Source organism: Novosphingobium sp. MD-1 (genome assembly GCF_001014975.1).
Lineage (GTDB): Bacteria > Pseudomonadota > Alphaproteobacteria > Sphingomonadales > Sphingomonadaceae > Novosphingobium.
The window spans coordinates 1-13,887 of sequence record NZ_BBXA01000032.1 but is presented as its reverse complement, the minus strand read 5'-3'; the positions used below and the strand labels follow the sequence as shown (position 1 = coordinate 13,887).

Genomic DNA, 13,887 nt, shown 5'->3' with positions numbered 1-13,887 from the left:
TGATGGTGGGCTGGCGGGAAACGGGTGGAACGCAGGACGCGATGTTCGACAGGATCGTGAAATGGGCACAGGCCAACATGCCAACGCGCGAGCAGATGGAGCAGAACCGCTTCGCCCGTCCGCTCGCCGCGCGCCATGAACTATGGCGGTTCACCCGCCGGTCGGTGCCGCGCGGCGTGGCGGCGGGCCTGTTCATCGGCATCTTCGCGCTGATTCCCGGCGTGCAGATCGTCGGCGCAGCACTGATGTGCGTTCCCGTCCGCGGCAATATCCCGCTGGCTGCGCTGATGACGTTCATCTCGATTCCGCCGACGACGCTGTTCGTGTTCCTGCCGGGCGCGATCTGGGTGGGCAACAGCTTCGGCTATCACGCCGATTTCCTGACGGTGCGTGAGTTGGTTACGCGCGGAGCGGGTGTGGGTGAATGGCTCGCGTGGTTGGGCAGCGATGCCGCGCCATCGCTGTTGATCGGTCTGTTCCTGATTTCGCTGCTGGCGGCGGTGGCGGGATATGTCCTCTCGGCGCTCGGCTGGCGCTGGTGGACCGGGCACAAGCGGCGCACGCGGCTGATGCGCGCGGCCGCGCGGGACCACGCCGAATGAACGAATCGCCGCTCGCGCTTGGTCCCGTGGCGCAGGACGCCAGGGCACCCTGGCGCGAATGGCTGTTGCTGGGCGGGGCGCTGGTGGCGACGGCCGTCCTGCTGTGGGCGGTATCGGGCGAGCCGGTGGTCGCGGTGGCCTTTGCCGGTGGCGCGCTGCTGCTGGGCGGTGCGCTTCGGCTGGCCCTGCGCCTGCGCCCGCAGGTGGCCGCGCCCGATTTCGCCGCGCCCGACTGGTCGGTCACCCATGCCGCGATCGAGCGGCCGGACATGGGCATCGCCATCACCGACCGCGCCGGCCGGTTGGCCTGCGCCAGTCTGCGGTTCAGCGAATGGTTCGGCCTTGGCGCTGCGCCGCCGCGCCTGCCGGTGTCGAAGCCGCAGGCCGAGGCGCTGGATGCCGCCGCCCGCGCCGCCTGGCGCGACGGGCGTGCCACGCTGGACCTGATCGAAACTGCGACCGGCCGCTGGAGCGGTGAAGTCGCCCGCGCAGGGCGGGGCGAGGATTACCTCGTGTGGCGTTTCACGCCCGTGAACCAGCGCGATCTGGTGGCGGAAATGGTGCAGCACGTTGGCGGCAAGGTTGGCCGCGCGCTGGCCCGCGAAAGCATCCAGGCGGCGGTCGTGGCGCCGGATGGGCGCATCCTTGCCGGCAATACCGCGTTCGCCAGCCGCGCCAGCGGGGAAGAGAACGGCGCGATCACCGGGACCGAATTCGTGGCCTGGTTCCGGTCCGACGAGCAGGAGCGGATCTACTACGCGCGCGAAGGCGCCAAGGGCATACCGGTGCGCTTCATCCACCTGCCGGTGGCCGATCCGGACGGCGGCGTCGACGCCGATCCCTCGCACACCGCCTCGCTGTTCATCCTGCTCGACAACCAGGGCGGGGTGGGCGACGCGCGCACCGGCCTGCCGCAGATCGAGGCTCTGCTCGCAAGGCTTCCGCTGGGCCTGGCCATGACGGACCGCGACGGGCGCTTCCTGTTCGCCAACCGGGCTTTCCTGCGCGCCGCCGGCCATGACGACACGATGCCGCCTCCCTATCCCTCGGACCTTGTCATCCGCGAGGACAAGGGCGCGCTCGCCGATGCCGTGCGCCGTTACGCGCAAGGGGCGCCGACGGCGGGCGACGTCGCGGTGCGGCTGCGGTCCTCGCCCGAGGAACCGGTTTCGCTGAGCCTTGCCGGCGTGCGCGGGCTGGGCGATGGCGCGGTGCTGCTCAGCCTCAAGGATTCGAGCGAGGAAACCCGCCTCAAGCGCGAGATCGCGCAGGCCACCAAGATGCAGGCCGTGGGCCAGCTCGCCGGCGGCGTGGCGCACGATTTCAACAACGTGCTGACCGCGATCATCGGGTATTGCGACCTCATGCTGATGCGCCACACGCCGGGCGACAGCGATTACGACGATATCCAGCAGATCAAGGCCAATTCCAACCGCGCGGCATCGCTGACGCGCCAGCTGCTCGCCTTCTCGCGCCAGCAGACGCTGCGCCCCGAAGTGCTGCAACTGCCCGACGTGGTGGCCGAGGTGTCCACCCTGCTTAAGCGGCTGCTGGGCGGCAAGATCCAGCTGGAAGTGACGCATGACCGCGACCTTGGCTTCGTGCGGGCCGATCCGGTGCAACTGGAACAGGTGCTGCTTAACCTGGCGGTCAACGCGCGCGATGCCATGGCCGACAACAAGAGCGGCGGGGTGCTGCGGCTGATGACCCGGCGCATCACCGCCGCCGACGTGCGCGGGATGAAAAGCGATATCCTGCCGATCGGCGATTACACCGCGCTGATCGTCGAGGACAACGGTCACGGCATCAAGCCGGCGCTGCTCGGCAAGATCTTCGAACCGTTCTTCACCACCAAGGAAAAGGGCAAGGGCACCGGGCTCGGGCTTTCGACGGTCTATGGCATCGTCAAGCAATCGGGCGGGTTCATCTTCGCCGAAAGCGAGGTAGGCCGGGGTACGCGGTTTTCGATCTACCTGCCGGTCCATGCCCCCGATCCGGCAGCCAGCCTGGAAGGCCCGAAGCCGAAGGCTGATGTCCGGCGCGAATGGAGCGGCGGTGGGCGCGTGCTGCTGGTCGAGGACGAGGACACCGTCCGCGCCGTGGCCGAGCGCGCGCTGGTGCGGCAGGGCTACGAGGTGACCACCGCCGCCGACGGCGAGGAAGGGCTGGAAGCGATCGGCCGGAACGGGCCGTTCGACCTGGTGGTGAGCGACGTGGTGATGCCTTCGATGGACGGCCCCGCCATGGCGCGGGAGATTCGCCGGCTGAAGCCCGAGCTGCCGGTGCTGTTCATGTCGGGCTATGCCGAAGAGCAGCTGCGGCGCGATATCGACATCCCCAACATGCACTTCATTGCCAAGCCGTTCTCGGTCGCGCAGATCGTCGCGGCCGTGGAAAAGGTTCTGCGAGGCGCATAAAATCTATAATCTACAATGGCATGGATGATTTTTCGGCGATGCCGGGAAAAATTTTCGTTCCCATCTTGTTCTTATGGAACAAAGTGGGTACATAGTCCCTGTTGACGGTTCAGGTCAGCCATCTCTAGCAAGGGGACGAGAAGCCATGGCGGCGCAGCTCAAGCTCATTCAGGAAGGCAAAGACAAGGAAATGGATCGTCAGAAGGCGCTCGACGCGGCGCTCGCCCAGATCGACCGGGCATTCGGCAAGGGCTCGGTGATGAAGCTCGGCTCGAAGGAGACCATGCAGGTGGAAGCGATTTCCACCGGGTCGCTCGGGCTGGATATCGCGCTGGGCGTCGGCGGCCTGCCGCGCGGCCGCGTGATCGAAGTTTACGGGCCGGAAAGCTCGGGCAAGACCACGCTGGCGCTGCACGTCATCGCCGAAGCGCAGAAGAACGGCGGCACCGCCGCGTTCGTCGACGCCGAGCACGCGCTCGATCCGGTCTATGCCAAGAAGCTGGGCGTCAACATCGACGAACTGATCGTCTCGCAGCCCGATACCGGCGAACAGGCACTGGAAATCACCGACACGCTGGTTCGTTCCAACGCGATCGATGTGCTGGTGGTCGACTCGGTCGCCGCGCTGGTGCCCCGGGCGGAAATCGAGGGCGAGATGGGCGACAGCCACGTCGGCCTGCAGGCGCGCCTGATGTCGCAGAGCCTGCGCAAGCTGACCGGCTCGATCAGCCGTTCGCGCTGCATGGTGATCTTCATCAACCAGCTGCGCATGAAGATCGGCGTGATGTACGGCAATCCCGAAACCACCACCGGCGGCAACGCGCTCAAGTTCTATGCCTCGGTCCGGCTCGACATCCGCCGCACCGGGCAGATCAAGGACCGTGACGAGATCGTCGGCAACTCCACCCGCGTCAAGGTCGTCAAGAACAAGGTCGCGCCACCGTTCAAGCAGGTCGAATTTGACATCATGTACGGCGAGGGCATCTCCAAGATCGGCGAGATTCTCGATCTCGGGGTCAAGGCCGGGCTCGTCGAAAAGTCGGGTGCGTGGTTCAGCTACGATTCGATCCGCATCGGCCAGGGGCGCGAGAACGCGAAGAATTACCTGCGCGAGAACAAGGAAGTTTGCGACCGTCTCGAAGCCGCCATTCGCGGCCGCACCGAACAGGTTGCCGAAGGACTGATGGCGGGGCCGGACGCGGACGACGACATCTGATCCTTCAGGCTGACGGGCGCGGGCATCTTCCTCTCGCTCGCGTCCGTCCAGCCAGACCAAAGAACCGGCACGCTCCCCGGCAGGAGCCGTGCCGGTTTCTTGGCGTCGGGAGGGATCGGGAAGAAGGCGAACGGACATGACGGACATCGGCGAATGGCAGGGCGGCGTGGGCCGGAGCTGGGCGGACGAGCACGCCAGGACGGACCGGAGCTTTTCCCGGATGACGCCGCATCTGCTGGCGGCGATCCATGAAGAGCAGGCGCGGTACGTCGTCGATATTGGCTGTGGCGCCGGCGAACTCTCGCTTGCGCTCGCGCGGGCCCGCCCCGATGCGGCAGTCACCGGTGTCGACGTTTCGGCGGACCTGGTGGCGGCTGCGTCGGCACGGGCTGCCGGTTTGGACAACGTGCGTTTCGCCGTTGCCGATGCCTCGACCTGGCAGCCGGAGCAGGCCCCGGACCTGTATGTCTCGCGCCATGGCGTGATGTTCTTTCCCGAACCGCCGGCCGCTTTCGCGCACCTTTCCGCCATAGCCGCGCCGGGCGCGCGAATCGTCTTCTCCTGCTTCCGCACCCCGCGCGAGAATCGCTGGGCGAGCGGGATCGCTTCGCTGCTGCCGGAATCCGGCGCATCCGCGTCAGCCCCACCCCCAACTTCAGCCGATCCCTTCGCGCCGGGGCCGTTCGCGTTCGCCGATCCCGATCATGTGCGCACCTGCCTGCGCGGATGGCGGGACGTGACGTTCACCCCGGTCGATTTCGACTATATCGCCGGAGCCGGACCCGATGCCGTGGCCGAAGCGCTGGCGTTCTTCGGCCGGATCGGTCCCGCGGCGCGGGCGATTCGCGTGATGTCCGAAGTGGAGCGGCCAGCCTTCCTGGAACGGTTGGCAAATCTGCTCGAAAGCCACCGTTCAGGCGATGTCGTCTCGTTCCCCGCGGCGGTCTGGCTGGTGCGCGCGACGGCCGAATAGCATGTGCGATCACATTGATCGGCGAAACGTGCTTGTTCCGGGCCGAACGCTCGCTTAATCGGCGGCTCATGACGTCGACGAACGAAATCCGCCGGTCCTTCCTCGAATACTTCGGCTCGCAAGGGCACGAGGTGGTGCACAGCGCGCCGCTGGTGCCCTACAACGACCCGACCCTGATGTTCACGAATGCGGGCATGGTCCCGTTCAAGAACGTGTTCACGGGGCTGGAAACGCGCGCCGTGCCGCGCGCCACGTCCTCGCAGAAGTGCGTGCGCGCCGGCGGCAAGCACAACGACCTCGACAACGTGGGCTATACCGCGCGCCACCACACGTTCTTCGAGATGCTCGGCAACTTCTCGTTCGGGGACTATTTCAAGGAACAGGCGATCACCCACGCCTGGACGCTGCTGACGCGCGAATGGGGCCTGCCCAAGGACAAGCTGCTCGCCACGGTCTATCACACCGACGACGAGGCGTTCGAGCTGTGGAAGAAGATCGCCGGCCTGCCTGAGGACCGCATCATCCGCATCGCCACCAAGGACAACTTCTGGGCGATGGGCGATGATGGCCCGTGCGGGCCGTGCTCGGAAATCTTCTTCGACCACGGCGACCACATATGGGGCGGCCCTCCGGGATCGGCCGAGGAAGACGGCGACCGCTTCATCGAGATCTGGAATCTCGTGTTCATGCAGTTCGAGCAGGCGGCGGGCGAAATCGTCGGCAACCTGCCCAAACCGTCGATCGATACCGGCATGGGGCTGGAGCGCGTAGCGGCGGTGCTGCAGGGCGAGCACGACAACTACGATACCGACACGTTTCGAGCGCTGATCGCCGCGTCCGAAGGGCTGACCGGGGTGAAGGCGGAAGGCGACCAGCGCGCCAGCCATCGCGTGATCGCGGACCACCTGCGCTCGACCAGCTTCCTGCTGGCGGACGGCGTGCTGCCGTCGAACGAAGGGCGCGGCTATGTGCTGCGCCGGATCATGCGCCGCGCCATGCGCCATGCACACCTGCTGGGCGCGAAGGAGCCGCTGATGCACCGGCTCGTCGGCGCGCTGGTGACGGAGATGGGCCAGGCCTATCCCGAACTCGGCCGCGCCCAGCCGCTGATCGAGGAAACCCTACTGCGCGAGGAAGTGCAGTTCCGCCGCACGCTCTCGAACGGCCTCAAGCTGCTGGACGAGGCGACGACCGGGCTGGGCGAGGGCGACAAGCTGCCGGGCGAGACGGCGTTCCGCCTCTACGATACCTTCGGCTTCCCCTATGACCTGACCGAGGACGCCCTGCGTTCGCGCGGGATCGCCGTCGACAAGGACGGCTTCGACACGGCAATGGCGCAGCAGAAAGCGGCGGCGCGCGCGGCGTGGAAGGGGTCCGGCCAGACCGCCGACAGCGAAGTGTGGTTCGACATCGCCGAGCGCGAGGGAGCGACCGAATTCACCGGCTACACCGCGACAAGCGGCGAGGGGCAGGTGGTCGCGCTGGTGAAGGACGGCAAGGAAGTCCCGTCGGCGAGCGCGGGCGACGAGGTGGTCGTCCTGACCAACCAGACCCCGTTCTATGGCGAATCGGGCGGCCAGACCGGCGACAGCGGCACGATCACGGGGAGCGATGGCCTGCAGATCGCCATCAGCGATACGGCAAAGCCGCTGGGCCGGCTGCACGCGCACCACGGCAAGGTCGAAGCCGGCACGATCAAGGTGGGCGACGCCGTGGCGCTGGCGGTGGATACCGCGCGCCGCGATGCCACGCGCGCGAACCATTCCGCCACGCACCTGCTGCACGCGGCGCTGCGCCACCGCCTGGGCGCGCACGTGACGCAGAAGGGCTCGCTGGTCGCGCCTGATCGTCTGCGCTTCGATTTCTCGCACCCCACGGCGCTCAGCGCCGAGGACATCGCGGTGATCGAGGCCGAAGTGAACGCCGAGATTCGCGGCAACGAACCGGTTACCACGCGCCTGATGACGCCGGACGACGCGATTGCCGCCGGGGCTATGGCGCTGTTCGGCGAAAAGTATGGCGACGAGGTGCGCGTGCTGAGCATGGGCAGCGCGGGCGCGGAGCATCCCTATTCGGTGGAGCTGTGCGGCGGCACGCACGTTCGCGCGCTGGGCGATATCGGCGTGTTCCGCATCGTGTCCGAAAGCGCGGTCAGCTCCGGCGTGCGCCGGATCGAGGCGCTGACCGGTGAAGGCGCGCGCCAGTGGCTGGTGGGCCGCGAGGAAGCGCTGAAGCACGCCGCCAGCCTGCTGCGCACCACGCCAGAGGACGTCGAAGGCCGGATTGCCGCGCTGCTCGACGAGCGGCGCAAGCTGGAACGCGAACTGGCCGAGGCGAAAAAGGCCCTCGCGCTGGGTGGCGGTGCCGGGACGAAGCCCGAAGCGGCCGACGAGGACGTGGGCGGGGTGAAGTTCGCCGGCCAGGTGCTCGAAGGGCTGGACCCCAAGGAACTGCGCGGGTTGCTCGATCAGGCGAAGCAGCGGCTTGGTTCGGGCGTGGCCGTGATCGTCGCGGTCAACGATGGCCGCGCATCGATCGCGGCGGCGGTGACCGACGACCTGACCGGCAAGGTCAGCGCCGTCGATCTGGTGCGCGCGGGCGTGGAAGCGCTGGGCGGCAAGGGCGGCGGCGGGCGCCCCGACATGGCACAGGGCGGCGGTCCGGATGGCGCGAAGGCGGCCGCAGCCATCGCGGCGGTCAAGGCCGTGATCGCGGGATAGCGACAAGCCGGGCGGTGGCTCCTTACAGGGCCGCCGCGCGCTTCCGCAGCGCGGTGTGTACCCGGTCGGCCTCATCCATCAGATCGGCGGGCAATTTCGCGTCCCGGTGTGGCAACGCTGTCGGCGGGCGCAGGGTGGCGGGCGAGAGCGGGCGGGCCAGATCGAGCCGCCTGCCAAGCCGGTCCAGCAATTCGGGATCGCCGGTGGCCAGCAGGTCGTAGTCCACGAAAACCTGGGTTTCGCGCACGTCCTCGGGCTGGCCGAGCAGGTGGGTATGGACGCCGATCCACGTCGCCAGCCAGTACGCCAGCGTATCGGGATCGCCCTGGGGGCCTGAGCCGGCGGGCAGCAGGAAAGGCAACTGGTGCGCGCCGAATTCGTGGTGGCCCAGCCACCGCATGAAGGCGCCACGAAACGGATCGTCCGCTGCCAGCATGCAGGCTTGCCGGTGCTGGCGGTGGAGTGAACGGGCCTGCGCCAGCGGATCGCGGAAGGGATGCAAGATGCGCGCGCCGGGAACGTTCCGCGCCAGGCTGCTCACGCGCAGCACGTTGGCGTTGTTCTTGGAAAGATAGCGCTGAGCGCCACAGCGAAGGCAGACGAGCCGCTGGTAATCGCCGAAGGCGGCCAGGGTTTCGGTATCGGGCTGATAGGGAACCAAGCCGTCCGGACGGCAATAGCGCTTGCCATCGTGGAGCTTCCAGAACACTTCCTCGATCGCTTCGGGGCTGTCGAGATCGTGCTCCAGTCCATCGCCGTGGCCACGTTCGCGCGTTTCCACATGGCGTTTCAGGTGGTCGGAGATACGTGCCCAGCTGTTCGGCGCCAGCGGAAACGGCAGATCGCGATAGCGGAGCGCGGCGAAATCGTCGGCCGCGTGGATCAGCCGCATCAGGATGGTCGTGCCGGCGCGGGCCAGGCCGGTGACGAAGACCGGCGGGCCGAGTTCCCGCGCCGCCGCCGCCTTGCCATGGCGGGAGCGTTCCAGATCGAAGCTCATCTCCAGCACCGCGTCGCTGCCCAGGGCGATGCGGTGCAGCAGGCGGTCAAGCGGGCCGTAAGCCAAAGCGGCGGACGCGGGAGCGGAGGAAGGCAAGGGCGATACCTGCGGCAAGAATGGACAGGCGGGCGGTGGGATCGAACAGCGCGTCCTGCGTTGGAATGCCCGCGACCGGGCCGATCGCCAGCACGGCTGCGATGGGCAGGACGATCATCAGCAGGAGGCCGCCGGCTGCGAGCGATTTGCCCATCATCCGGATCGCGAGAATGCGCGTCGCGCGTTCCTTGCTCCAATCGGAAACGCCGCTGCGGGCGAGCGTGCGGACGGAGCGCTGGCCGATCGCGGCCAGATCGCCGAAATGGCGCAGCAGCATCCACCGGCGCGCCAGATGCACGGAGGCCAGAAGCGCGGCGAACAGGACCAGCGCGGCGGGAATCACAGCTCGGATTCCGGCAGCGGATCGCTTTGCGCCGGCGCAGCCGGCTTGCGCCGCGCCGCGCGGACCAGCCGCTTGACCGGATACCAGACGAAGGACACGATCCCGAGAAGAATGGCTCCCACCACGCCCAGTGCGGTGGAAATGGCGCCAAGGCCCAGCCCCGGGCCGACATAGGCCTGCGCCGGAACGGTCGTGGCCATCAGGGCGATGGCGGCAAGGGAAGCGATCGAAAGGCCATGGGCCATGCTCTGAAGGTTCATTCGCATTTGGCGTTCACCGCTGCTTGAATGCCGACCCTGTCGGCGATGGGATCGAGATACCGGCTCCAGCGCAGTTCATACCGGTGCTGGTCGGGATCGGCGGATACGTAGCGCCAGCGGACGGAGCCATCGGGCGCGATGCGGAACAGGCGGCCGCGTTCGGTTTCCTCGATCAGGAAATCGCCGCCGGGCAGGGGCATCGCCCTGCCCTGCGCGTGAGTGCGGATGTCCAGCTTGCGGAAGGCCTCACCCAGCGGATCGCTGACGGTGTCGGCCGCGAAGTCATAGACAAGGAGGCGGTTGTGCCCGTCGGTTTCTACCTTTTCGGGTGCCTGCCAGTTCCAGCGCCAGTTGTTGTCGAACACCGAGATGCGATGATCGTCGATCACGGCTACATCGTGCTGGAACCGCCAGGGCATTTCGCGATGCCACACGATGCGGCCTTCCGTTGGCCGGTAAAGGGCGATCATCGAAAGGTTGCGCAGGCTGAGCAGGAGATCGCCGGCATGCCAGTAGGGGCCATCGCCCGGCACCGGCTGCACATCGTTCAGGTGGATCGGATCGTCCTGGTAGGGGCGGCTGCGCCAGAGATAGCCAAGGCCGTTGCGATCGAGAATGTCGATGATCGCTTCGCGCCGCAGGACGGTTCCGTCCGCCCGGAGATGCACGATATTCTCGTCCCCGAACAGCGGACCAAGCCCGGGGCGGCGCGATCGGGGTTGCCGGTCGGCCGCCCACAGCGTGCCATCAGGCGCGCGTTCGACCGCGTGGTGGAAGATGCCGTCGATCATCCACTGCCGCTTCCCGCAGGCATCGATCCGCGTGAGCGGCGAGGTATCGTGCAGGATCAGCCCGCCATCATTGGTGAGCATGGGATGCATCGGAAAGTAGAGCCGCTGGGTCTTGTCGCGTTGCAGGTCGACGATGGCCGATCGGAACGTGGACCCTTGCAGCATAGCGCGCACGTCCGGCGCGTATTCGCGAAGCATCTTGCCATCGCTCAGCCGCATCAGGCGGATGACCCGCTGCTGGCGGACATTGCTGAATTCCGTAAGCAGGACATAGCCCGGATCGACAAAGCTCTGGCCGGCCGCATAGTGCAGCCCGCCGGGTTCCGGCACGTAATCGAGCACCAGCTTCGGCCGGTTGGGGAACAGTCCGTGATAGACGCCGGCCAGCGTGTTGGGGATGCTGGCGATCTGGGCCGCAGCCTTGCCCAGCGCGCCATGGCGATCGGCCTGCGCCACGATCGCGCCGAACGCGATGGTGATGACCACCCCGCAAAGGCTCAGGAGGCCGACTGCCCACAACGGTATCCGGGCGTTGCAAATGCGTTCCCACAGACGTGCGGGCGGGGACGCCGCTGCTGCCGTCGTGGGCTCCCTCATCCTTGGCTGGATCCTGAACGGATACGATTTCCCCCTGAGCCAGGACGGGCTGCCCCTATGGAGGAGATATAAAGATTCATGATCTAAAGTTATAGACAAGTTGTAACCGGGGTATGTCAGCCACGGGGCGCTTTGTCGCAAAATGTATCGGGCGTACGCGCGGGGGGCGGGCTGAAAGCGGGCATCGGGGGCTGATTGCGCAGCGGGCACCCTTTTTGCCGGAGCGATTGCCGGTTGGGGCCCGCCCGGTTACGCTCTGCTTCACGGATTGTTGGGGGGAAGAGATGGGTATCGCGAAATGGCGTCAGGCTTCACGCGCGCTGCGGTGTGGCACGATTTTGGCGCTGGCTGCACTGCCGGCCTTCGCGGTCGCGGGGGAATCCGCGCCGGCACGTCACGCGGTGACTATCGACGACATTCTCGCGATGCGATCGCTCTCGGAAATGGCCTGCGCGCCCGATGGCCGGCAGGCCGCCTACGTGGTGAGCGATGCGGACGTGAAGACGGACAAGCGCCGATCGGTGATTTGGCTTGCCGATCTGGCCGGGGCGCCCGCGCTGCAGCTGACAGACGGCGAAGAGAGCGCCAGCGCGCCCGCGTTCAGTCCGGATGGCAAGACCATCGCGTTCCTTTCGAAGCGTGGCAAGGACAAGCAGGCCCAGATATGGCTGCTCGACCGGCGGGGGGGCGAGGCGCAGAAGCTGACCGATGTTAAGGGCGATATCGCCGCCTTCCGCTGGTCGCCCGATTCGCGCCGCCTGCTGCTGACGCTGAGCGATCCCGCGCCCGAGCCACCCAAGGACGATCCTGAGCGGCCGCTGCCGGTCGTGGTCGATGATGCAAAGTTCAAGGAAGACGGCCAGGGCTTCATCACCGCCGCGAGCCATACCCATCTGGCGCTGTTCGACGTGGCCACGCGCACCGAGATGCGGCTGACGGCTTCGGATTCGTTCGACGTCATCGCGGCGGAATGGTCACCCGATGGCAAGAGCGTGGCCTACCTTGCCAATCACGGCATCGATCCCGCCGCGCCGGCAACCCAGTGGCTCACCGTTGTGGAAGCGAAGGCGGGCGCGGCTCCGCGCGTGGTGACGAAGCTTGCCGGGGCTTTGGGGCAGGCGCTGATCTGGTCTGCCGATGGCGCGAAAATCGCGCATCTGGTCGGCGATGTGCCCAAGCTAAACCAGTATAGCCAGCCGCGCCTTGCCGAAACGGTGCTGGCGACCGGTCAAACCCGGACTGTGGCGACATCGGTGGGCACTTATGTGCAACGGCCCGTCGATCTGGGCGGCGGGCGCGTGGGCGCCATCCTGGCCGAGGACCGGCACGAGGTTCCCGCCGTCTTTGATCTGGCGACGGGCGGCGTGCAGCGCCTGGGCGATCCCCGGCTGGCGGTGTTCGACCAGTGCGACGGCCAAGATGCCAGGGCGCCGCGCGCGGTGATTGCCAGCGGCGATGACGCGATGCCCGAAGTCTATGCGCTGGAAGGCAAGACGATGCGGCCGCTGACCGCGCACAACCGCGCGCTGAACGCAGGCATTGCCTGGTCACCGGTGCGCGATTTTGCCGCCACGGCGAGCGACGGCAGCGAAGTGCACGGGATTCTGACGCTCCCGGCCGGCTACGTGCCGGGGCAACGCTATCCTACCGTGCTGTGGATTCACGGCGGGCCGACGGCGCAGGACGCGCACGAGATCGACACGATGCGGCAATGGATCGCGGCGCAGGGCTATGCCGTGCTCGCGGTCAACTATCGCGGCAGTTCGGGCCGGGGCGATGCCTATGGTGCCGCGATCGCCGCCGACTGGGGCAACAAGGAAGTGCTCGACCTGCACGCCGCCGTCGATTGGGCGGTGGCGCAGGGCATTGCCGATCCCGCGCGCCTTGGCGTTGGCGGATGGAGTTATGGTGGCATTCTCACCGATTATCTGATCGTGCGCGACAGCCGCTTCAAGGCCGGTGTCAGCGGGGCGGGGGTGGGCAACATCTTCGCCTTTTTCGGCGTGGACCAGTACATCGAGCAATATGTGCAGGAGCTTGGCCCCCCGTGGCAGAACACGGCGCTGTGGACGCGCCTTTCCGAGCCGCTGCTCCATGCGGACCGGATCAAGACACCAACGCTGTTCCTGGGCGGCACGGCGGATGACAACGTGCCGCTGATCGGTGGGCAGCAGCTCTATCAGGCGCTCAAGCTGACGGGGGTTCCGACGCGGCTGGTGGCTTATCCTGGCGAACACCACGGACTTGTCCGGCCAAGCTTCCTGCGCGACCGGTTCGAGCGGATCGCCGATTGGTATAAGCGCTATCTGAAGTGAGCGATATCGCCGCCATCGTTGCCGAGATTGCCGCTGAAATGCGCGAGGCCACCGACCGGGGCCAGGTGGCCGACTATATCCCGCCGCTGGCCTGCGTATCGCCCGATCGCTTCGGCATGGCGGTGGTGACGGCCGAAGGGGACGTGTTCACGGCCGGGGATGCGGAAGAACCGTTTTCGATCCAGTCGATCTCGAAGGTGTTTTCGCTCACGCTGGCGCTGGGCGCGGTGGGCGACGCCCTGTGGCGCCGCGTGGGCCGCGAACCATCGGGCAGCGCTTTCAACTCGATCGTGCAGCTTGAAAGCGAGCACGGCATTCCGCGCAACCCGTTCATCAACGCCGGCGCGATCGTGGTGGCCGACGTGCTGCTTTCCGGCCACGAGCCGCGCGAGGCGATCGGCAGCATCCTGCACTTCGTGCGCGCGCTGGCGGGCGACGAGAGCGTGATCATCGACGAACGCGTGGCCAATGCCGAGCGGGAAACCGGCTTCCGCAACTTCGCGCTGGCCAACTACATGCGGGCGTTCGGCAATATTCGCCATCCCGTGGAGCGCACG

Annotated in this window: 11 protein-coding genes; 7 read left to right on the top strand and 4 right to left on the bottom strand. The window is 67.1% G+C overall.

The genetic code is table 11. The annotated features are described in order from the left end of the window. Positions 1 to 41 precede the first annotated feature (41 nt). The 5 genes from NMD1_RS17075 (at position 42) to alaS (ending at position 7,928) form a co-directional block, all read left to right on the top strand. A complete protein-coding gene (locus NMD1_RS17075) occupies positions 42 to 602 on the top strand; it encodes a DUF2062 domain-containing protein (protein WP_124808681.1) in 561 nt (186 codons plus the stop codon). Beyond that, a complete protein-coding gene (locus NMD1_RS17070; RefSeq protein ID WP_125955878.1) occupies positions 599 to 3,019 on the top strand; it encodes a response regulator in 2,421 nt (806 codons plus the stop codon). The genes NMD1_RS17075 and NMD1_RS17070 overlap by 4 nt, the downstream gene beginning before the upstream one ends. A 145-nt stretch (positions 3,020 to 3,164) precedes the next feature. Then, positions 3,165 to 4,235, top strand: coding sequence for a recombinase RecA (recA, locus tag NMD1_RS17065; RefSeq protein ID WP_124808679.1), 1,071 nt, complete (start codon positions 3,165 to 3,167; stop codon positions 4,233 to 4,235). A 136-nt stretch (positions 4,236 to 4,371) separates the two neighbouring features. Beyond that, positions 4,372 to 5,208 carry a trans-aconitate 2-methyltransferase gene (locus tag NMD1_RS17060; protein ID WP_125955876.1) on the top strand — a complete coding sequence of 279 codons (837 nt, stop codon included), beginning with the start codon at positions 4,372 to 4,374 and terminating at the stop codon, positions 5,206 to 5,208. Between the two features lie 68 nt (positions 5,209 to 5,276). Next, on the top strand, positions 5,277 to 7,928 hold the full coding sequence (gene alaS / locus NMD1_RS17055) for an alanine--tRNA ligase (protein ID WP_125955874.1): 2,652 nt from the start codon (positions 5,277 to 5,279) through the stop codon (positions 7,926 to 7,928). A gap of 22 nt (positions 7,929 to 7,950) precedes the next feature. Here alaS and NMD1_RS17050 read toward each other — a convergent pair whose 3' ends face one another. From NMD1_RS17050 to NMD1_RS17035, 4 genes are read right to left on the bottom strand one after another with little or no spacing between them, the layout of a single operon-like run. Beyond that, positions 7,951 to 9,024: a sulfotransferase gene (locus NMD1_RS17050; RefSeq protein ID WP_125955872.1), complete on the bottom strand. Its 1,074-nt coding sequence runs from the start codon at positions 9,022 to 9,024 to the stop codon at positions 7,951 to 7,953. Beyond that, entirely contained in the window at positions 8,975 to 9,367 is a 393-nt protein-coding gene (locus NMD1_RS17045; RefSeq protein WP_124808675.1) for a hypothetical protein, read from the bottom strand. The genes NMD1_RS17050 and NMD1_RS17045 overlap by 50 nt, the downstream gene beginning before the upstream one ends. Next, complete coding sequence (locus tag NMD1_RS17040; protein WP_199558155.1) at positions 9,364 to 9,627, bottom strand: hypothetical protein; 264 nt, start codon at positions 9,625 to 9,627, stop codon at positions 9,364 to 9,366. Before NMD1_RS17040 ends, NMD1_RS17045 begins: the two co-directional genes overlap by 4 nt. Beyond that, positions 9,624 to 10,904, bottom strand: a complete 1,281-nt coding sequence (locus tag NMD1_RS17035) for an arylsulfotransferase family protein (RefSeq protein ID WP_158453988.1) — start codon at positions 10,902 to 10,904, stop codon at positions 9,624 to 9,626. Before NMD1_RS17035 ends, NMD1_RS17040 begins: the two co-directional genes overlap by 4 nt. Before the next feature lie 395 nt (positions 10,905 to 11,299). Between NMD1_RS17035 and NMD1_RS17030 the strand changes: the two genes are divergently transcribed. Then, positions 11,300 to 13,330, top strand: coding sequence for a S9 family peptidase (locus NMD1_RS17030; protein WP_158453987.1), 2,031 nt, complete (start codon positions 11,300 to 11,302; stop codon positions 13,328 to 13,330). A 38-nt stretch (positions 13,331 to 13,368) separates the two neighbouring features. Beyond that, positions 13,369 to 13,887 (top strand): glutaminase (locus NMD1_RS17025; RefSeq protein WP_199558159.1); only part of this gene is annotated, 519 nt, incomplete at its 3' end.